Source organism: Aeromonas schubertii, from assembly GCF_000820105.1.
GTDB lineage: Bacteria > Pseudomonadota > Gammaproteobacteria > Enterobacterales > Aeromonadaceae > Aeromonas > Aeromonas schubertii.
In genome coordinates this window covers 141,908-160,552 of sequence record NZ_CDDB01000052.1, presented here as the reverse complement: position 1 = coordinate 160,552, position 18,645 = coordinate 141,908, and the positions used below count along the sequence as shown (strand labels likewise).

The 18,645-nt window shown below is 61.9% G+C and carries 18 protein-coding genes and 1 pseudogene; 8 read left to right on the top strand and 11 right to left on the bottom strand.

From position 1 onward, the window contains the following. The first annotated feature begins 161 nt into the window (after positions 1-161). From ybeD to lipA, 3 genes are read left to right on the top strand one after another with little or no spacing between them, the layout of a single operon-like run. Positions 162-425, top strand: a complete 264-nt coding sequence (gene ybeD / locus BN1133_RS11330; RefSeq protein ID WP_050666637.1) for a DUF493 family protein YbeD — start codon at positions 162-164, stop codon at positions 423-425. A 50-nt stretch (positions 426-475) separates the two neighbouring features. Further along, complete coding sequence (lipB, locus tag BN1133_RS11325; RefSeq protein ID WP_050666636.1) at positions 476-1,132, top strand: lipoyl(octanoyl) transferase LipB; 657 nt, start codon at positions 476-478, stop codon at positions 1,130-1,132. Beyond that, positions 1,129-2,094: a lipoyl synthase gene (gene lipA, locus BN1133_RS11320; protein WP_050666635.1), complete on the top strand. Its 966-nt coding sequence runs from the start codon at positions 1,129-1,131 to the stop codon at positions 2,092-2,094. The genes lipB and lipA overlap by 4 nt, the downstream gene beginning before the upstream one ends. Positions 2,095-2,190: 96 nt before the next feature. Here lipA and BN1133_RS11315 read toward each other — a convergent pair whose 3' ends face one another. From BN1133_RS11315 to BN1133_RS11290, 6 genes are all read right to left on the bottom strand, one after another. Further along, positions 2,191-3,390, bottom strand: coding sequence for an acetate kinase (locus tag BN1133_RS11315; protein ID WP_050666634.1), 1,200 nt, complete (start codon positions 3,388-3,390; stop codon positions 2,191-2,193). Between the two features lie 117 nt (positions 3,391-3,507). Beyond that, positions 3,508-3,972, bottom strand: a complete 465-nt coding sequence (locus BN1133_RS11310) for a NanQ anomerase/TabA/YiaL family protein (protein WP_050666633.1) — start codon at positions 3,970-3,972, stop codon at positions 3,508-3,510. A gap of 164 nt (positions 3,973-4,136) precedes the next feature. Then, positions 4,137-5,243 (bottom strand): 1-acyl-sn-glycerol-3-phosphate acyltransferase, encoded by a 1,107-nt coding sequence (locus tag BN1133_RS11305; RefSeq protein ID WP_050666632.1) that lies wholly within the window; start codon positions 5,241-5,243, stop codon positions 4,137-4,139. Positions 5,244-5,368: 125 nt separating this feature from the next. Continuing rightward, positions 5,369-6,070, bottom strand: a complete 702-nt coding sequence (locus tag BN1133_RS11300) for an aspartate/glutamate racemase family protein (RefSeq protein ID WP_050666631.1) — start codon at positions 6,068-6,070, stop codon at positions 5,369-5,371. Positions 6,071-6,120: 50 nt separating this feature from the next. Next, complete coding sequence (locus BN1133_RS11295) at positions 6,121-6,711, bottom strand: LysE family translocator (protein ID WP_050666630.1); 591 nt, start codon at positions 6,709-6,711, stop codon at positions 6,121-6,123. A 96-nt stretch (positions 6,712-6,807) separates the two neighbouring features. Next, the gene (locus BN1133_RS11290; protein WP_050666629.1) at positions 6,808-7,404 is read right to left on the bottom strand and encodes a LysE family translocator; all 597 of its coding nucleotides are present in this window, start codon (positions 7,402-7,404) and stop codon (positions 6,808-6,810) included. A 117-nt stretch (positions 7,405-7,521) separates the two neighbouring features. On the opposite strand from BN1133_RS11290, the gene BN1133_RS11285 reads away from it, so the two are divergent. From BN1133_RS11285 to BN1133_RS11275, 3 genes and pseudogenes are all read left to right on the top strand, one after another. After that, entirely contained in the window at positions 7,522-8,898 is a 1,377-nt protein-coding gene (locus BN1133_RS11285) for an aminotransferase-like domain-containing protein (protein ID WP_050666628.1), read from the top strand. 187 nt (positions 8,899-9,085) lie between these two features. Next, positions 9,086-10,699 (top strand): hypothetical protein, encoded by a 1,614-nt coding sequence (locus BN1133_RS11280; protein ID WP_050666627.1) that lies wholly within the window; start codon positions 9,086-9,088, stop codon positions 10,697-10,699. Between the two features lie 63 nt (positions 10,700-10,762). Then, positions 10,763-11,197, top strand: a pseudogene (locus BN1133_RS11275) (hypothetical protein); the annotation flags it as partial. A 3-nt stretch (positions 11,198-11,200) separates the two neighbouring features. On the opposite strand, the gene BN1133_RS11270 reads toward BN1133_RS11275, so the two are convergent. Both BN1133_RS11270 and BN1133_RS11265 read right to left on the bottom strand, forming a co-directional pair. Continuing rightward, positions 11,201-12,511 (bottom strand): sodium-dependent transporter, encoded by a 1,311-nt coding sequence (locus BN1133_RS11270; RefSeq protein ID WP_050666626.1) that lies wholly within the window; start codon positions 12,509-12,511, stop codon positions 11,201-11,203. A 178-nt stretch (positions 12,512-12,689) separates the two neighbouring features. Continuing rightward, positions 12,690-13,529 (bottom strand): isopenicillin N synthase family dioxygenase, encoded by an 840-nt coding sequence (locus BN1133_RS11265; RefSeq protein WP_050666625.1) that lies wholly within the window; start codon positions 13,527-13,529, stop codon positions 12,690-12,692. Positions 13,530-13,658: 129 nt separating this feature from the next. Here BN1133_RS11265 and BN1133_RS11260 point away from each other — a divergent pair, with 129 nt between their 5' ends. Continuing rightward, positions 13,659-14,216, top strand: a complete 558-nt coding sequence (locus tag BN1133_RS11260; protein WP_050666624.1) for a DUF2799 domain-containing protein — start codon at positions 13,659-13,661, stop codon at positions 14,214-14,216. Positions 14,217-14,251: 35 nt separating this feature from the next. Here the strand turns inward: BN1133_RS11260 and BN1133_RS11255 are convergent, their stop codons facing one another. The 3 genes from BN1133_RS11255 to BN1133_RS11245 all read right to left on the bottom strand — a co-directional run bounded on the left by BN1133_RS11255 (position 14,252) and on the right by BN1133_RS11245 (position 17,616). Next, a complete protein-coding gene (locus BN1133_RS11255) occupies positions 14,252-15,895 on the bottom strand; it encodes a methyl-accepting chemotaxis protein (RefSeq protein WP_050666623.1) in 1,644 nt (547 codons plus the stop codon). 170 nt (positions 15,896-16,065) lie between these two features. Next, the gene (locus BN1133_RS11250; RefSeq protein ID WP_050666622.1) at positions 16,066-16,716 is read right to left on the bottom strand and encodes a DsbA family protein; all 651 of its coding nucleotides are present in this window, start codon (positions 16,714-16,716) and stop codon (positions 16,066-16,068) included. A gap of 42 nt (positions 16,717-16,758) precedes the next feature. After that, on the bottom strand, positions 16,759-17,616 hold the full coding sequence (locus BN1133_RS11245) for a Vmh family MBL fold metallo-hydrolase (RefSeq protein WP_050666621.1): 858 nt from the start codon (positions 17,614-17,616) through the stop codon (positions 16,759-16,761). Positions 17,617-17,727: 111 nt separating this feature from the next. Between BN1133_RS11245 and BN1133_RS11240 the strand changes: the two genes are divergently transcribed. Then, entirely contained in the window at positions 17,728-18,633 is a 906-nt protein-coding gene (locus BN1133_RS11240; protein WP_050666620.1) for a LysR family transcriptional regulator, read from the top strand. Positions 18,634-18,645 lie beyond the last annotated feature (12 nt).

Here is an 18,645-nt window from a genome sequence, read left to right as displayed (position 1 = left end):
TACGCTTTGCCAGTTCCGCCCATCACCGATTTGTGGTAAAAAGCAGCACCCCGGTGTTGGGGCTGCCGGGACCTCCCCTTGAAGGGGGACTACCCTGCCCCCATACTCAGCCGAGAGACGAACAACCGGCCGATCCCCTCGGCCACAGAGTAGGTAATGCGATGAATACCAAGTTTGACGAGCTGCTCGAATTTCCCTGCAAGTTCCCCTTCAAGGTGCTGGGCGTGGCCGATCCCGTCCTGCCAGAGCGGGTGGTAGAGGTGCTGCAGCTTCACGCTCCCGGTACCTATAGCCCGGTCGTCCGCCCCAGCAGCAAGGGTAACTACCACTCGGTCACCGTGACCGTGATCGCCCAAAGCAAGGAGCACATCGAGGCCATGTACACCGCCCTCGGTGAGATCGAGCAGGTCCGCTACGTCCTGTGATCGCCGGCCCCGCCTGGCGGGGCTCTGTTTTTCAGCCATCGAGGAGTCCCATGTCTGAGCCATCGCTCCCCCCTCTCATAGTGCGCCACCTCGGCCGCCGCCCCTACCAGGCGGTATGGGATGCCATGAAGGCCTTCACCGATAACCGCACGCCACAGACCCCGGACGAGTTCTGGGTGGTGGAGCACGATCCCGTCTTCACCCAGGGACAGGCCGGCAAGGCAGAGCACCTGCTCAATCCTGGCGATATTCCTGTGGTGCAGAGCGATCGGGGTGGCCAGATCACCTATCATGGGCCGGGACAGCTGGTGCTCTATGTGCTGGTAGATGTGCGCCGCAGCCATCTGACGGTGCGGGATCTGGTGAGTGCGCTGGAAAACGCCATCATTGCCACCCTGCAACAATGGGGCATCACCTCCTCGGCCAAACCGGATGCGCCGGGTGTCTATGTGGATGGGGCCAAGATAGCCTCTCTGGGCCTTCGGATCCGCAAGGGCTGCTCCTTCCACGGATTGGCCCTCAACATCAAGATGGATCTGGCGCCGTTCCAGCGCATCAACCCGTGCGGCTACGCCGGCATGGTGATGACACAGGCCAGCAGCCTGGGTGGACCCCAGAGTGTGAGCGAGGCGACGGCCCCACTGGTCACCGAACTGGCCCGCCTTATCGGCTACGACACAATAACGAATTCCGAGAGTGAATCATGAGCAAACCCATTCGTATGGAGCCGGGCGTCAAACTGCGCGATGCCGACAAGATGGCCCTGATCCCGGTGAAATTCATGCCGGATCCCAACGAGGAGCTGCTGCGCAAGCCGGACTGGATGCGGATCAAGCTCCCCCCCAGCAGCCAGAAGATCGATCACATCAAAAGCACCCTGCGCAAGAACAAGCTGCACTCGGTCTGTGAAGAGGCCTCTTGCCCCAACCTGGCGGAGTGCTTCAACCACGGCACGGCCACCTTCATGATCATGGGCGCCATCTGTACTCGCCGTTGCCCCTTCTGCGACGTGGCCCACGGCCGTCCGCTGCCCCTGGATCCGGAAGAGCCTAAGAAGCTGGCCCTCACCATCAAGGAGATGGGACTGCGCTATGTGGTGATCACCTCGGTAGACCGGGACGACCTGCGCGACGGCGGTGCCCAGCATTTTGCCGACTGCATCCGCGAAATTCGCGAGCACAGCCCCCAGACCCGCATCGAGATCCTGACCCCGGACTTTCGCGGTCGTATGGAGCAGGCCCTCGAGGTATTCCGCGACACCCCGCCGGATGTGTTCAACCACAATCTGGAGACAGCCCCGCGCATGTATCGGGTCGCTCGCCCGGGCGCCGACTACCACTGGTCTCTGGAGCTGCTGCGTCGCATCAAGGAGATGCACCCGGACCTGCCCACCAAGTCCGGTCTGATGATGGGACTGGGTGAAACCAACGAAGAGATTGTCCAGGTGCTCAAGGACTTGCGTGAGCACGGGGTCAACATGCTGACCCTGGGGCAGTATCTGCAACCGAGCCGCCACCACCTGCCGGTGAAGCGCTATGTGCCGCCCGCCGAGTTCGATGAACTCAAAGAGGTGGCGATGGGGCTTGGCTTCAGTCATGCCGCCTGTGGCCCCTTCGTGCGTTCCTCCTACCACGCCGACCTGCAGGCCAAGGGCGAAGAGGTGAAATAAGCCTCCCATGCCATAAAGAGAGGGCGCCATCGGCGCCCTCTCTCTTTTCTGTCAGCCATAAAAAACGCCCGCACTGTGGCGGGCGTCCTGGCTCTCTTAGCCCACCAGGGCAAGCGCATCGCGAGCGATGACCAGCTCCTCGTTGGTCGGGATGACCAGTGCCGGACGGCTGTCGGCCGTGGTGATCAGCCCCTCGCCACCGAGCACGGCGGCCTTGTTGGCCTCCTGATCGACCTTGAAGCCCATCAGGGCCAGGCGAGCAAGGATCATCTCGCGGATAATGGCGGCGTTCTCACCGATACCACCGGTGAAGACCAGGGCGTCGAGGCGACCCTCCATGGCGGCGGCGTAAGCCCCCACGTACTTGGCCACCCGGTAGGTGAAGACATCCACGGCACGCTTGGCACCGGCATCGGTGTCGTAATTCGTGGTGGCATAGCGGCAGTCACTGCTCGCCTCGGTCAGGCCGAGCAGGCCAGAGTGCTTGGTCAGCAGGGTGTTGATCTCGTCGACCGAGTAACCCAGCTTGTCGTGCAGGAAGAAGACCACGGCCGGATCGATGTCACCGGAGCGAGTGCCCATGGCCAGCCCTTCCAACGGGGTCAGCCCCATGGAGGTATCCACCGACTTGCCCCCCTTGATGGCACAGACAGAGGCGCCGTTGCCCAGGTGGCAGTTGATGATATTGAGCTCATCAATCGGCAGGTTCAGGGCCTTGGCGGCCTCTTCGGCGATGAAGCGGTGGGAGGTGCCATGGGCGCCGTAGCGACGAATGGCGTGCTCTTCGTAGAGCTTGTAGGGCAGCGCGTAGAGATAGGCTTCCTGTGGCAGGCTCTGATGGAAGGCGGTGTCGAAAACGACCACGTTCTTGTCGGCCAGCTGCGGGAACACCTTGAGAGCGGCCCGGATACCGATGAGGTGTGCCGGGTTGTGCAGGGGTGCGAACGGGATGGCGGCCTCGATGCCGGCGATCACCTCGTCATCCACGCGCACCGAGCTGGAGAACCGCTCACCGCCGTGCACGATGCGGTGACCAATGGCGACCAGTTGGGCCGCCAGGGCGGGATCCTGGCTCAGGATATGGTTCACGATAAAGTCGAGGGCCTCCTGGTGAGCCGCACCGGCTCCCAGTTCGGCTTCGCCCTTGACCCCGTGCAGTTTCCACTTGATACGGGCATCGTCCAGGTTGAAGCACTCGGCCAGGCCGGAGAGGCTGGCCTCACCGGTCTCGGCATCCATGACTGCGAATTTGAGGGAAGAGCTACCGCAGTTCAGGATCAATACCAACTTGCTCATCTTCAGAATCTTCCTGTGATACGGCTGTCGCCGCGTCGTTACATCCACATGGGACAGGATCCCCGCAGTGGGGCTGTATGGCCGCCTCGGCAGCCAATCTTTCAATTCGTTGCCGGCTCAGTCCAGCAGGCTCTTGTGTACCTTGACCACCAGCTTGCGTACCGGCGCGGGCAGGCCCTGGGTGCAGAGGGGACGGTGTAGCTCACCCGGATAGAAGATAGCGAAGTCGCCGGGTCGCATGGCCAACCAACTCTCCTGCTCCACCTCCACAAACCAGAGGTCGGGGTGAGGATGAGTGAGCCCCTCCAGCCGATATTGCTGGGGGCCGACACCGATCCACTCGCGTCCCGAAAGCAGCAACTGGATGTCGAGATACTCCTGATGAAACTCCCCCAGGCGCTCATCGGCTGGCTGGGTGAGGTCTTCTTGCACCAGGCAGAAGAGGCGATCCCCATCGATCGTCATCCGTCCAATGGGGTGTCCCTCCCAGTGTTCGACGGAGATGACCAGATCGCGCAGAATCGCCGCCAGAGACGGGGGGAGCAGGGCCTGGTCAAGGGCCATCAGGTTACCTGTGATCATGCAAGACCTCGCTCAACGCAACAAAAAGGGCCAAACGGCCCTGATAGTGTCATCAACATCGTACCAGTTGAAACAACATTATTACCCAACTAATTTCGCCTGATATTGACCAGAAACAAAAACAGGAGCATCTGCTCCTGTTTTATAAAAAATATTTAAATGATTCAAATTTTCTTTAGGTTCTCAACGGGACGTGCATACATGGCCCGCCAGATATCCCTGTGTGCCTCGGGTACCTGAGCCAGTCGCGCTTCAAATGCCTGCCGCTCGGCCTGCTCCACCTGATCCGCCTCGCCGGCCGCCAGATAGTTGTTGGGAAAGAGGCGATAGTTGCGCCAGATGACCCGGTCAATCACCTCGGCCAGCTCGTCGGGATCGGAGAATCCCTCCTGCAGTGGTGCCCCAAAGGTCACATGCACCCGCCCCTTCTGACCGACGATACCGGCGACTATGCTCTCGATATCCTCGAACTCCCCCTTCTCGTAGCGCCCCGTGTGTGCCTTCTCATAGAGCTCGCGCGCCTTGGCCATGTCGGTGGGATCACACTCGTAGGAGATACTGACCGGCACTATGTTGAGATGGCGCATGTAGTCGGCAAACTCGATCTTCTGCTTCTTGCCGTCCATGTAGAACATCTTGAGGATGGCCGGATCGGTTCTGTCATCCCCATCCTTGGCCCGCCCCTCCTTCTGGGCGATCCAGATGGAGTGACCACTCGCCAGGGATTCACCGATATAGGCAGAGAGATCGCCAAAGGTCTTCATCATCTCCCGCGGCCCCTTGGCGGAGCGTTTGACGATAAAGCTCTTGTTCAATCGCATCAGCTCGGTGGCGCAGGGCTTGCGCAGCAGGTTGTCACCGATGGCGATGCGCACGGTATCGAAGCCGTTCTTGAACAGACCCCAGTTGACGAAGGCAGGATCCATGGCGATGTCGCGATGGTTGGAGATGAAGAGATAACCCTTGCCCGGCTCGAGGTGCTCGAGGCCGGAGAAGGTGACGCCGCGGGTGGAGCCGGCAATCATCCGCTCCATATAGCGGGTCACCCCGAGCTGAACCTGGCGCACCGTATTGACGCCGGCCCACTTGCGACGCAGCACCAGACGGATGAGGGGACGAATGGCCCAGCCCAGCCAGCCGACCAGGTTGCCAAAGCGGTAGCGGGCGATGGCGCCGATGAACTCGTCATCCTGAACAAGGCGTTCAATTGCCCCTGCCACTTCGTCGTCGTTGTAGGGGCGGATCTCCGCAAATCTGTCTACTTCTGCCACTGTATGTGCCTTTATCTTCGGGGAAAGAGGTGCCCTGCACCCTCAAATTTCAGGGCGCAATTTTACACGCTTTTCCACTGTGGGATACGCAACACCAAGAGATCTGAGATCTGACCAGTAAAATATCAGGTATCCGGTGCCAGCGCCCACCGCACGGCAGCCTCGGCATGAAGCGCCGTGGTGTCATACAGCGGCACGGCGGCCGCGCACTCCCCCACCAGCAGGGCAATCTCGGTACAACCGAGGATCACGGCACCGGCCCCCTCTTCAGCCAGCCGCGCGATCACCTCGAGATAGGCCTGGCGTGACGCCTCACGGATCTCGCCGAGGCAGAGCTCATCGTAGATGATCCTGTGCACCAGCTCCCTGTCTGCCTCGCCGGGCACTACCACCTCCAGGCCAAACTGCTCCTCGAGGCGGGCGCGATAAAACGCCTGCTCCATGGTGAAACGGGTGCCGAGCAGTCCGACCCGGCGCACCCCGTCGGCCACCAACCGCTCACCGGTGGCGTCGGCGATGTGCAGCAGCGGGATCGACACCGCAGCGACCACATCGTGCGCCACCTTGTGCATGGTGTTGGTGGCGATCAGCAGAAAATCGGCGCCGCCGGCCTCCAGAGAGCGGGCGGCTGCGGCCAGCTCGCGCCCCGCTTCTTCCCACCGCCCTTGCGCCTGTAGCCGCTCGATGACGGCAAAGTCCACGCTGTGCAGCAGGATACGCGCCGAGTGCAATCCTCCCAGATCGCCACGCACGCCCCGGTTGATGGCCTGGTAATAGCTCACGGTCGACTCCCAACTCATGCCACCCAAGAGACCGATACAGCGCATGGCTCACTCCTTTCGTAAAAAAGGCCCCGCAGGGCCAACAAGACAGACGTCTAGATCCAGATCATCAGCACGCAGGCCGCCGTGGCGACGCCCATGCCGAGGTTGAAGCGCCGCCAGCCAAGCGGCGTGCGGATGAGGCGCCGCACCTGGGCACCAAACACCACCCAGAAGGCGCCGGTGTAGAGGCCGGTGCAGAAGAAGATGGCGAGCACCCAGAGGGCGGAGGGCCAATAGGCCTCGCCGGCCAGGGTGAAGCCACCGATGGCCGACAGGGCCATCATCCACGCCTTGGGGTTGAGCAACTGTAGCAGCGCCCCCTGGTGGGCCGGGATCAGAGAGCGGTTACCCTCCGCCGGACCCGAGGCAGTGGCCACCTTCCAGGCCAGCCACAACAGATAGAGCGAACCCGCCACCTTGAGCAAGTCATGCAGCAGGGGCAGCTGCTCGAAGATGATCCCAAGCCCCAGAGCCATCGCCAGGATCATCAGGTTGATGCCCCCCACCACCCCCACCAACAGGGGCAGACTGCGGCGAAAACCCTGGGCTGCCCCGCTGCTGGTCAACAGCATGTTGTTGGGGCCCGGCGTTCCGCAGGTGACCAGGGCAAACCCCGCCAGGGGCAGTAACCAGTTGAGATCCATCGTCACATCATCCTTTTCGGGCGAAAGGCCCTACTATGCCGCAGGGGTTTCATGCATAACAAGCCGCCTGTATGCCGGTTGTTTGCATGCATTTTCTTACATCCAGAGGGTCACCACGCACAGCGCCGTCAGCCCCCCCAGGGTACCGTTGAGACGGCGCCACCCCTGATCCGAGCTTATCCAGTTGCCCAGCTGCCGACCAAATACCACCCAGATGAAGCAGACCGGCAGGGCTACCAGGGCAAAGCTGGCCATGATGATGAGCTGGCTAGGCCAGTAACCGGCGCCATTCTGACTAAACAGGCTGATGGCCGAGATCCCCATCATCCAGGCCTTGGGATTGAGAAACTGAAAGCCCAGTCCCTCGAGCAGGGTCATGGGACGGGCACGACCGGCCGGGTCCCCCGGCGAGCCAGCCAGGGTGATACGCCACGCCAGCCAGAGCAGGTAGAGGCTACCGACGATCTGCAACCCGGTTCTCAGCCATGCTCCCCCCTCGAACAGGGGATAGAGACCGAGGGCCAACACCAGTTGCAGCACAGGTTGGCCAGCGCTCACCCCGATAAGGTGTGGCAGGGTGCGCCGCACCCCGAAATTGGCACCCGAGGCAGTCAACATCAGGTTGTTGGGGCCCGGGGTACCGCACATCAGTACCGCAAAGCCAAAGAGGGTGGCGTACCATTCGAGTGTCATCTGCGTTGCTCCTGTTTCACCATATTGTATCGATACAATGCCGATACTTTGCTTGTGCACTGCCTGTAAGCAACGCTATATTGAGTTCATTTCTCGATCAATGGATTTATTGTCACCATGACAATTTGGACCCCGGAGCTCGCCGCCCACGACGGCCCCCTCTATCTGAGACTGGCTCAAGCCATTGAGCACGCCATCGCCGAGGGCACACTGCCCCCCGGCTCGCGACTGCCGACCCAACGCGCCCTGGCCGACCGGCTCGGGGTGACCGTAGGCACCATCACCCGGGCCTACGCCGAGGCGGAGCGGCGCGGCCTGCTCGCGGCTCGGGTCGGTAACGGTACCTGGGTGCGGGAGAAGGGGGAAACCAGCGGAGCCGACTGGCCGGTGCGCGAAGAGCTGGAGGGGCGCATCGAGCTGTGGCAGAACCTGCCGGTGCCTCTCGATCGGGCTTCCCTGGTGGGACCTCTGCTGCGTCAGCTGGCTGACGACCCCCATCTCAACCGCCTGCTCGGGTACGACCAGGAGGCGGGCCGGCCGCACCAGCGCCAGGCCTTCCTCGACTGGCTGGGGAGCCTCGGTATTCAGGCCGGGCACGATCGCTTCTTGTTTTGCAACGGCGCCCAGCACGGCATCCTGCTGACCCTGCTGGCCACCGGCTGCGTCGGCGAGAGCATCGCCTGCGAGGGACTGACCTACCCCGGCCTGCTTGGCGCGGCGCGCCAGCTGCGCTGCCAGGTAACTGCGGTGGCCATGGACGACGAGGGGATGCTACCTGAGGCGCTCGACACCCTCTGCCGCCAGCGTCGACCGCGTCTGGTCTACCTCACCCCGACCCTGCAAAACCCCACCACCGCCATGATGGGCGAGGCGCGCCGCCGCGCCCTGCTGGCCGTGTGCGAACGGCACGGAGTCTGGGTAGTGGAAGATGACGTGAACGGCCTGCTGCCTCTGGATCGCCCCACTCCTATGGTGGAGCTGGCACCGGAGCGGGTCATTCACCTCGGCAGCCTGGCCAAGATTGCCTGCGGTGGCCTGCGGGTAGGCTTTCTGCTCTGCCCGCCAGGCCTGCACAGCGCGTTGGCCCAGGCGATGCGCCTGTCGAGCTGGATGGTGAGCCCGCTGCTGCTCGAGGTCGCCTCCCGCCTGTTACGCCAAGGGCTGGCCCCCCTGCTCGAGGAGCAGCGCAGGGTGCTGGGTCGACGTGGCGAGCTGCTGCGCCAGTTGCTGCCGGAGGCCCGCTGGCACAGCGGCGCCATGCACGCCTGGCTGCCCCTGCCTGCCCCCTGGCGCAGCCAGGAGTTCGTGGCAGCAGCCGACGCGGTCGGGGTTGGCATCACCAGCGGCGAGCTGTTTGCCGCCGGCCAGTATGCCGCCCCCCAAGGAGTGCGTCTTAGCCTGAGCCAACCCTCCAGTGACGCTCTGCTCGCCGAAGGGCTGACCCGGCTGCGCGATCTGCTGGCCGGCTCGCCTCCGATCGTCCCCATCCTGTAGGGACATTTCACTCGCGCCTGAAGAGCGCACCGGAAATAACGCCCCCTTTTCCCACTCAGCGGGTGGCATGGGGGCGATATCTCATCAGAAAAATCATCCGGTTACGCAATGCTCCGCCGAGCTTGTTATATTAATAACTCAATCGAATCCGCTTCTTTTATCTACCTCTGCGGGGAGCTCTCCGGGTATGCAATTTCTCATCGTCGAAGAAACCCCCCTGATCAGCACCGCCATCTGCCTGACCTTGCGCAAGCATGGCCTGGGCGTGGAAGAGATGATGCAGTGTAAAGACCTGCATGCCATCTCTTCTCTCCTTCATCATTACCACTTCGATGCCATCATCTGCCGTCAGAGTCACTATCAGGGGCATGAAGGCATCAGGCTGTTACAAGAGGCCGACTATCAAGCACAACTGCCGCCCGGAGTGGTCCTCTTTCTGCTCAACGAGGATCCTGAGCCGCTGACGCTGGGTCTCTCGACCATTCACTTCGAGTTGCAGCTCCCCATTCCATTCACCAGCCAGTCGCTGGACGACAGTGCACAAGAGCTCATCAACCTTACCCGCGTCACTCGGCCCTTGTGCCCGTCAATCCGGCGGCAAGAGTGGGCTCTCACCCTGCATCAGTGTGAAGACATTCAATTTCGCCTGTTTCAACATCCCTTGGTCAGGCTCCACCTAGATCGCCTCAAGGGGATGCTGCTCTTGCAGCAACGGGCCTATCTGGATGCGAGCCAACACTACGCCCTGTGTGCCACCGAATACCCGGCTAGCTGGCCCCGCTGCGGCCTCTTTCTCGCCATGATTGGCTTGGGGCGCCTCGATGTGGCCCAGCGGGATCTGGAACTACGGGCCTCATCGTTGAGCGAGATCAGTCTGCTCAAGTTAACCGTGATCCTCGATGTTCAGGAGGGGCGCTGGTTTGCCGCCAAACTGAACCTCGAGAAGCTGCTCCATCAACAACATCATCCAGACTTTCGGCACGCAGCGATTCTACTGGCCATCTTGCTGCATGATGTCGACATGGGGTGCCATCACATCGCACAGCTAAAGCTGGCCTTCTTCCCCGAAGGGCGGCTGCGCCTCAGTGTCGAGCAATTCATGCTGGAAGTGGCGTTGAAGTTACTCTGGCAGCGCTCAACCCTGCCAAGGGACCACACCCTGTCGCTGAAGTTTCAAGAGCTGGGCCCTCTCTCCCCTCCGCAGCTGTCCGAACGCGAAGCCGGGGTAGTGCAGGCGCTCTGGTCTTTACTCGATAACGACTTCGATGGCGCCATGACCCGCTTGACCACGCTGGCTGACGAGGAGAATCCGGCACCCGGCGCACTCCTGCTTGAGTTCGCCCTCAGCCACCACTGCACCCTGACCCAGAGAGCACTCCAGTGTCTGGAGAAGCTGGGGAGCCTGCAGCCCCCCACGCCTCTCTCGCCGCTGCTCGGCACCCTGGTGCATCGCACGCTGGAGAGCCTAGGACAGTTTGTGCAGGAGGAGGACGACCGGCTGGAGCAACTTCGCAGCGCGCGTAACGACGCTATCCGTCATCATCAGTGGCAACGGGCCCTGCAACTGAGTATCACCCTCTGTACCGATTTTCCCGCCTACCCCGCAGAGGCCTGGGCCACCCTCAACTTGCTGAGCCGGGCCTGGCCCGGTAATGCCCCGGCCAGCCAGGTGGCATCGCTGGTTGAGAGCCTCACTCAGCGCCTGGATCGCGATGCCGGATTCCAGACTCACTACGGTGAGCGTTACGGCGCACTGCTGGGACAGATCCATCGCCATCTGGACGAACATCTCTCCCCCTGAGACCCGGCTTCTCTTCATCAGGCGGGTCGGTACAATGGAACTCCCCCACTCAGGAGCCCCGCCATGTCAGGCCTTCGCCCTCTTGCCATCTCCCTGCTGGCGCTACTGCTGAGCGCCTGTGCCACCCCGCATCAGCGCCAGCTGGGCTCGGCTCTCACCACGCTGGAGGGGGAGCTGCAGCGCCTGGAGGAGCAGTTGGCGAGCCTCAACGCCCTCCACTACCAGAAGGCCATCGATGCCCCCCTCTCCCTGCGTCGGCATCTGGCCGAGCTGGAGAGCCAGGGCGTTCGGGTTCGCTTAAGCGACGGCCCTGAGCTGACCTATGAGTACCGGCTCGATACACCACCAGCCGGCGGCAGACTCAGCGCCGCTCCCTGCCACGACTACGAGTTTGAGTTGCGCCGCCTCGGCCGCCTCGGCACCCTGCACCTCGAGTGGCAAGGGGGCGAGCTGCGGGGAGCGCAGAGCCAGCGTCAGTCTGACTGCCGCTGGCCCGCCGACTCAGACTACGCCGCGCACCAGGATGCCACCGATGAGCAAGGGGGCGAGCCAGCGCCAGCAGCCGAGCAGGGCCACCCGCCAGTGGGGGGCTAACTGGCCGGGCAGAGCCTGACGCCCGAGTCGCCACCCCAGCAGCAGGGTCAGACCCAACCCGAACAGAGGCATCATCAGGTTGGAGGTGACGAAGTCCAGCAGATCGAAGATCCCCTTGCCAAACAGGGTAACGCCCGAGAGGGGCCCGAACGAGAGGCTCACCGGAATGCCGGTTCCCATGATGGCCAGGGTGACCAGGGCCGAGGCCCGTCCCCGCGCCATCCCCCACTGCTCACAACAGAAGCGCACCAGGTGCTCGAGCAGCGAGATGGAAGAGGAGAGAGCTGCCATGGCCAGCAGGACGAAGAAGATGACGGCCAGGGGTTGTCCCAGTGGAATATGCTGGAACATGGCAGGCATGGTCATGAAGGTAAGACCGGGACCCGCCGCGGGATCGATACCCGTGGCCGCCAGGGCCGGGAAGATCATCAGACCCGCCAGCACGGCGATGAGGCTCGCCAGTATCACGACCCAGAGGCTGGAGCGCCCCACCCCGGCGGTATCCGGCAGATAGGCCCCGTAGGTGGTGTGGATGCCAAGACCGATGGAGAGCGAGAAGAAGGCGAGCCCCATGGCGTCCAACACGCCATCCACCCCGAGTTTGGAGAAGTCGGGCTCGAGGAAGTGACGCACACCGGCAGAGGCGCCGGGCAGACTCAGACCAACGCCCACCAGCAGCAACATCATCACAAACAGGGCGGGCATCATCCAGCGCAGGGAACGCTCCACTCCCTTCTGGATATCACCGCGCAACAGCCACCAGGTGATGCCGGCAAACAGCATATGGGTCACCAGGGGCCACCAGGGATGGCTCACATAACCGTTAAACAGGGCCGTCAAGGCCGAGCCATCCCCATGGGCCAGCTTGCCGCTCGCCGCCATGGCCACATAGCCCAGGGTCCAGCCCCCCACCACGCTGTAGAAGCTGTAGATGAGAAAGCCGCAGAGGATCCCCATCCAGCCCAGCAGCCGCCAGTGACCTCCGGCCAGCCGGGCGAAGGCGCCCACCACCCCCTGGCGGGTCAGGCTGCCGAGCAGGGTCTCGGCCATCAATACCGCGACCCCCAGCGTCAGGCTAAAGAGCAGAAACACCAGCAAAAAGGCACCACCACCGTTGGCCGCGGTCACATAGGGAAACTTCCAGATGGCGCCGAGACCGACGGCGGTGCCGACAGAGGCGAGGATATGGCCGAGGCGAGAGGACCATTGAGACTGCATCGTATGAACTCCGGTCAAAAAGAAGGCGGGCCCTGATGGCCCGCACACGGTTCATACGTTACCGGTGACAACCGGCAATCACTACCACGATATTCCACCAATTCGCACCATTTTTAGCACGACTCACCAACCGGTGGCTGAAACCAAATTGGTTGTGCTATCAGGCCGATCGCAGACCTCAGATCACCCCGAGCTCGCGCAGTCGCTCCATCAGGTAGGAGTCGGCGGTGTGACGCTCGGAGAGCACCACATCGGGACGGGGATGGAGGAACAGCGGCAGGGAGATTCGCGCCTTGTTAAGGCTGCCACCGGTGGGGTTGATCACCCTGTGGGTGGTTGAGGGGTAATAGCCCTGAGAGGCCTCTTGCAACATGTCACCTATGTTGATGATAAGGGTGCCAAAGTCACAGGGCACATCCATCCACTCTCCGTCGGCCCCCATCACCTGCAGGCCCGGCTCGCTGGCTGCCGGCAGTATGGTGAGCAGGTTGATGTCCTCGTGGGCGGCGGCACGAATGGCCCCGGCCTCTTCGGTACCATTCAGGGGCGGGTAGTGGAGCACCCGCAGCAAGGTCTTCTGGCTACCCTCGATCATGGAGGAGAGGGGGCAACTGTAGTGCGCCGCGATATCGGCGGGAGTGTGTTGCTCGACCCAGGAGAGCAGCTCGGCCGCCAGCTCGTTGGCGAGTCGGTAGTACTCCATTGCCTGGGCGCTCAGCTCCTCCGGGATCTGTCCCCAGGGATAGATATGGAAGTACTCCTTGATATCTTTCTTGGTATGACCCTTGGCCACCTCGGAGACGGAAGGGGGGAAGTAACCATCCTGAGTCTCACGGTTGAAGTGGAAGTCGTGCTTGCGCTCGCTGTTAAAAAATTGCTGCCAGTTGTCATAGATTGCCTGAACCAGCTCACGGGGGATGGGATGGTTGGTCAGCACACCAAAACCCGTGGTGCGCAGGGATTCGGTGAAACGGGCCGCCGCATCCGGGGCGCGGTAGTCGACAGTCAGAACTTTCATTATTATGTTTCGCTCATGTTAAAGGAGGCGACATTCTAGATCCTGGCGGCCCGGCTGCAAAGTCCCGATAATTGAGTGCGCCTTCGCTTCGGCATAGAATCGGCCTCTCTTTCCTGACGAGACTCTCTTATGAATGCACGCCTGCTGCTGCTCTCTCTTCCCCTGATCCTCGGTGGTTGTAGCGCCCTCTCCGAAGAGGAGTGCCGAACCGTCAACTGGCATCACCTCGGTTATCAGGATGGAGAGCGGGGGCGTCCTCGCGATGTGGTAAGCCAGTATGGTCAAAGCTGTGCCGAATACGGGATCCAGCCAGACAGAGCCGAGTGGGAGAAGGGTTATCAGAAGGGACTGGAGCTCTACTGCATTCCCGAGCTGGCCTACCGCAAGGGGCGTAATGGTGATGAGTATCAGGGGGTTTGTCCCAATGACGCCAGCTTTATGAAGCAGTACCAGCGTGGCCGGGACGAATACCTGGTAGAGAAGCGCATCGGTGAACTGCAGCAGGAGCTGAGCACTCTCAACACCAGCATAGGTACCCTGGAGATGCAACTGCGCAACAGCAAGGAGAGCTCGGATCGCAGCTACTACCGCAGCCAGCTGGATCGCGCCAACCGGCGGGCCACCGCCATCGAGCAGGAGATCTGGCGCCTGCGCAATCCACCCACCGTTATCCAGTTCAAGCTGTAGTGTGAAGAGGGCGCCAACGGCGCCCTCTGTCATGTTCAGGTGCGAAAGCGTCGCACCATCTCCTGCAACTGGGTGGCCAGATGGTTGAGCTCGCCGCATGCCTGCGCCATCTGATTGGCCCCGGCGGTCACCTCCTCCGAGGCGTGGCTGATGTTAACCACGTTGCGGTTGAGCTCTTCGGTCACGGCCCCCTGCTCCTCGGTCGCCGTGGCGATCTGAATATTCATACTGGAGATGCTGCTCACCGCACCGCTTATCTCCGAGATGGAGCTCCCCGCATCCCGCGCCGTCTCGACAGTCGAGCTCATCATCTCCTGACTCTGCTGCATGGTGGCTCCCGCCTGCTCGGCACGCTGCTGCAACTCGGCGATGATGCTGTTGATCTGGGTGGTCGAATCCTGGGTTCGCTTGGCCAGGGTTCGCACCTCGTCGGCCACCACGGCGAAACCACGTCCCTGCTCACCGGCCCGGGCTGCCTCGATGGCGGCGTTGAGGGCCAGCAGATTGGTCTGCTCGGCAATGCCACGGATCACCTCGAGCACCACGCCGATATTGCGGCTGTCATCACCCAACTGACGAATGACGGCGGCCGTGCTCTCGATGGCCCCCGCCACCTGCTCGATGCGACGAATCGACTCCTGCACCGTCTTGGCTCCCTGTTCGGCGCGCTTGCTCGCCTGACCGGCGGCACTGGCCGCCTCGCTGGTATTGCGGGACACCTCCTGCACCGTGGCCTGCATCTCGTTCATGGCGGTAGCCAGCGAATTGAGCTCGTGCTGCTGGGTATTCATATTGCCCGCTGACTGGCTGGAGACGGCGCTCATCTCCTCTACGGCCGAGCTCATCTGCACCACGGCCCCGGACACTTCACTGACCAGCTGACGCAGGTTCTGCTGCATCTCGCCAAACCCTTTCGCCAGTTTGCCAAGCTCGTCGTTATTGAACTGGCTACTGTCGACCCGCACAGTGAGATCCCCGGCCGCCACCTTGCGTGTCTGCTCCAGCAGCGCCATAACGGGGTTACGGATCTGGGCCGTCAGCAACCAGGCGATCACGACCACAAAGACAACCGTCAGCAAGCCGATGACGATGTTGATATTGCGCGAACTACTATAGGAATGATCGATCTCCTGATTCATGACACTGGCACGTTGATCGTTGATCTCCCGCAGTCGCGTGGCATGAGTGGCGGCTTCGGCCAACGTTGTCAATGTTTCGTTCTTGCGCAGGCTTCTGGCCTTCTCGAGATCTTTTCGCTGCAAGGCATCCACCAAGGTTTCGTGATAGCCAAAGTAGCGCTTGGCCGTCTCATTAAGGGCATTAAAGGTCTGCTCCTCCTGACCTGAAGGGTCGAAGGGAAGTCGCCCATAGCTCTGGGAAGCCTCATCGAATGAGGATCTGGCCTTGGAAAAGCTCTGGGTGTAACGATCAAACTCTTCACTATCCTGATTCAGCACGGCCACCGCCTGACTCAACTCGGCGCGGCGCGCATCGGTCAGCGCCAGCTGCATCTGACTGGCCAAACGAATCGAGGGGATCAGGTTGTCGGTGATCTCTGTGGTCTGATCGTTAAAACGGGAGAGCTGCAGTGTCGAAAACCAGGCCAATCCAAGCACCAACACGGCCAAAAAAGTAAACCCGGCACTCAGCTTCTGACCGATGGACATGTTTGTAAACATAAAGGAGCATCCTTGAAATTGATCGGCTCTCCGGTCGCCACAGGGGGACCCGGAGGGGGTCATATTGAGCATAGCTGGATGGGTAAAAACGCAAGGAACTCCCCACCTCCGATCTCATATCGACCCCCAAGGCCAACCCCTTGATTCAAGTGGCACTAATAACAGTGCTATCACTCGTGCCAGGGTCTCTTCTTTCTCTCAACCACCAGCCATTCGAGCAGGGCTTCGGGGTGTCCCAGCATGCCGGCGATCTGGATCCGCTCCAACCGCTCCCCCTGCTGCAGCGCCAGGGTGGGATACCCCTGTCCACCGATGCGTCGTAGCCACCACTGGCTATCTCGCAGATGCTCGACCAGAGGGGCCGCATCAAACGCCGCCCGAAATGCCCCGGACTCGATGCCCTGCTCGGCCGCCAGGCTCGCCAACAGGGAAAACTGCCCAACCCTGAGGCCGTCCCGGTAATGGCACTCCTGAATGCGCCGTAGCAGGGTCAGGGGATGCCCCCCCAGCGCAGTCACCGCCAGGATGGCACGCAGGGGAGGCTCCGAGTCGAGTACGCCCTGCTCATCGAGCAGTAGCTCGTCGAAATAGCGAGCCCCGAAGGATTGACCGGTGAGGGCGGCGATCCGCTCGTCATGGGGACGCACATAATCGTGCAAGGCCCGCCCCATGGGCCGGCGACGCTCCTCCAGCCAGAGTCCGCCCCCGTGCAATTGCAGACGCAAACCCGGCAGGGTCGCGGCCACCTTCAGCAGCGGGGCCGCGCCATAGCACCAGCCGCACAGAGGGTCATAAACATAATGCAGGGTGTCTTGAATCATTACATTACCTCGCGGGGCCGATCGCCCGGCCCCAGCTCTGCCTTACCACTTCATCTCGCCGGTCGCGACCTTGGCACCGATGGCCAGGCCATCGTCCACCGGCAATGCCGGGTAGGCCTGTTTCATCGCCTCGATCAGGGTGGCGGAGTCCTTGCTCTTGGCCAGCTCGGCCTCGAAACGCTGGACGTAGTCGCGGGTGAAGGTGACGGCGTCGACGCCCTTGGGCATCTCGCCCAGATAGTGGCCAGGAATGACACGCTCGGGCTGGAGCGCCACCAACTGGTTCAGGGTCTCTACCCACTGACCGCGCGCAGCCTGGGTCTGACTGTCGGCCATCCACACATGTACGCCGCTGTAGATGGCCACCCCGCCGAAGGCGGTCTTGACCGAGGGGGCCCAGAGGAAGGCGCTCGGGGTATTCATTCCCTTCACCTCTATGGTCTCTCCCTCGAGGGTCAGATGAGAGGCATTCATCACCTGGGGCACGGTCAGACTCTTGGGAGCACCTTCACCCAGAATGGGACCCCAATAGGCGAGCTTGGCATCCTTGGTCTGCTTGATGTGGTCGACCACATGCTGGCTGGCGACCACCCTGGCGTTGGGGAAGGCTGCAACGATGGGTTCGAGGCCGAAGTAGAAGTCAGGATCCCCGCCACTGATGTAGATGGTGGTGAGGGTCTTGCCACTGCGCTTGATCATGTCGACCAGCGCCTGGCCGTTCTTCACGTCGAACTGGGCGTCGATCAGAATGGCTTCCTTCTCGCCAAGCACCAGCTCGGAAGAGACCGGAAAGATGGCATTTTCACCCGGGTTGTAGACTTCAATCGACAGGGGGGCGGCACCGGCAGCGGTGGCGGTCAATGCGGTGGCCAAAGCCAGAGGGGTGATACCTGTTTTCATATTGTGCTCCTCAAAAGCAGTGTTGTTGCGATGGAGAGCACTCTATTTCATTAAAATGGTTAAAAATACCGCATAATAGCGACATCACTGTTGCACATATCGAGCAAATAAATGGATCGACTCACCGCACTCAGGGTCTTCGTGACCGTCGTCGAGAGAGGCAGTCTCAGCGCTGCCGCCGAGCGACTCGACATCTCCCGCGCCATGGTCTCCCGCTATCTGGCCGAGCTGGAGCAGTGGATGGGGGCTCGACTGCTGCATCGCACCACCCGTCGTCAGAGTCTCACCAGTGCGGGTGAAGAGGCCCTCTCCCACGCGCGGGCCATGCTGGCCATCGGCGACGAGATGGCCCAGCTGGCGATACGCCAGGATGCCGCCCCCAAGGGACAGCTGAGGGTCACCTGCAGTTACTCCCTGGCCGACGCCTTTCTCATTCCCGCCAGCCACGACTATCTCGCCCGCTGGCCGGGGACTGCCATCGACATCCTGCTGGTGGATCGTACCGTCAACCTGGTGGAGGAGCGCATCGATCTGGCCTTGCGTATCACCAATGATCTCGATCCCAACCTGGTGGCGCGTCGCCTCGGTGGCTGTCGCTCGGTGATCTGCGCCAGCCCCGCCTATCTCGCCGCCCACGGCACACCACAGAAGGTGCAGGATCTCGCCCTGCACAACTGCCTCACCTATGCCTATTTCGGCAAGAGTCTGTGGCACTTCGAGGGGCCCGAGGGCCCCGAATCGGTCCCCGTCAGCGGCAACCTGAGCGGTAACATCTCCAACCTGTTGCTACGCGCCACCCGGCTCGGCACCGGCATCAGCATGCAGCCCCTCGCCTCTGCCACCCCGCTGATCGAACGGGGCGAGTTGATCCCTCTGCTCACCGGGTACGAGCCGCGGCAACTTGGTGTCTATGGGGTCTACGCCACCCGCAAGCAGATGTCTCCCCTGCTGCGCAGCTTCCTCGACTTTCTGGTCGCGCGAATGAGGGAGGATCCCCTCTGGCAGGGGGCCGAGTAACAAGAAAGCCAC

Bases quoted from the DNA above. Each gene is read 5' to 3' on its own strand.
- ybeD (WP_050666637.1), top strand. From the start codon at position 162: ATGAATACCAAGTTTGACGAGCTGCTCGAATTTCCCTGCAAGTTCCCC.
- lipB (WP_050666636.1), top strand. From the start codon at position 476: ATGTCTGAGCCATCGCTCCCCCCTCTCATAGTGCGCCACCTCGGCCGC.
- lipA (WP_050666635.1), top strand. From the start codon at position 1,129: ATGAGCAAACCCATTCGTATGGAGCCGGGCGTCAAACTGCGCGATGCC.
- BN1133_RS11315 (WP_050666634.1), bottom strand. From the start codon at position 3,390: ATGAGCAAGTTGGTATTGATCCTGAACTGCGGTAGCTCTTCCCTCAAA.
- BN1133_RS11310 (WP_050666633.1), bottom strand. From the start codon at position 3,972: ATGATCACAGGTAACCTGATGGCCCTTGACCAGGCCCTGCTCCCCCCG.
- BN1133_RS11300 (WP_050666631.1), bottom strand. From the start codon at position 6,070: ATGCGCTGTATCGGTCTCTTGGGTGGCATGAGTTGGGAGTCGACCGTG.
- BN1133_RS11295 (WP_050666630.1), bottom strand. From the start codon at position 6,711: ATGGATCTCAACTGGTTACTGCCCCTGGCGGGGTTTGCCCTGGTCACC.
- BN1133_RS11290 (WP_050666629.1), bottom strand. From the start codon at position 7,404: ATGACACTCGAATGGTACGCCACCCTCTTTGGCTTTGCGGTACTGATG.
- BN1133_RS11285 (WP_050666628.1), top strand. From the start codon at position 7,522: ATGACAATTTGGACCCCGGAGCTCGCCGCCCACGACGGCCCCCTCTAT.
- BN1133_RS11280 (WP_050666627.1), top strand. From the start codon at position 9,086: ATGCAATTTCTCATCGTCGAAGAAACCCCCCTGATCAGCACCGCCATC.
- BN1133_RS11270 (WP_050666626.1), bottom strand. From the start codon at position 12,511: ATGCAGTCTCAATGGTCCTCTCGCCTCGGCCATATCCTCGCCTCTGTC.
- BN1133_RS11265 (WP_050666625.1), bottom strand. From the start codon at position 13,529: ATGAAAGTTCTGACTGTCGACTACCGCGCCCCGGATGCGGCGGCCCGT.
- BN1133_RS11260 (WP_050666624.1), top strand. From the start codon at position 13,659: ATGAATGCACGCCTGCTGCTGCTCTCTCTTCCCCTGATCCTCGGTGGT.
- BN1133_RS11255 (WP_050666623.1), bottom strand. From the start codon at position 15,895: ATGTTTACAAACATGTCCATCGGTCAGAAGCTGAGTGCCGGGTTTACT.
- BN1133_RS11250 (WP_050666622.1), bottom strand. From the start codon at position 16,716: ATGATTCAAGACACCCTGCATTATGTTTATGACCCTCTGTGCGGCTGG.
- BN1133_RS11245 (WP_050666621.1), bottom strand. From the start codon at position 17,616: ATGAAAACAGGTATCACCCCTCTGGCTTTGGCCACCGCATTGACCGCC.
- BN1133_RS11240 (WP_050666620.1), top strand. From the start codon at position 17,728: ATGGATCGACTCACCGCACTCAGGGTCTTCGTGACCGTCGTCGAGAGA.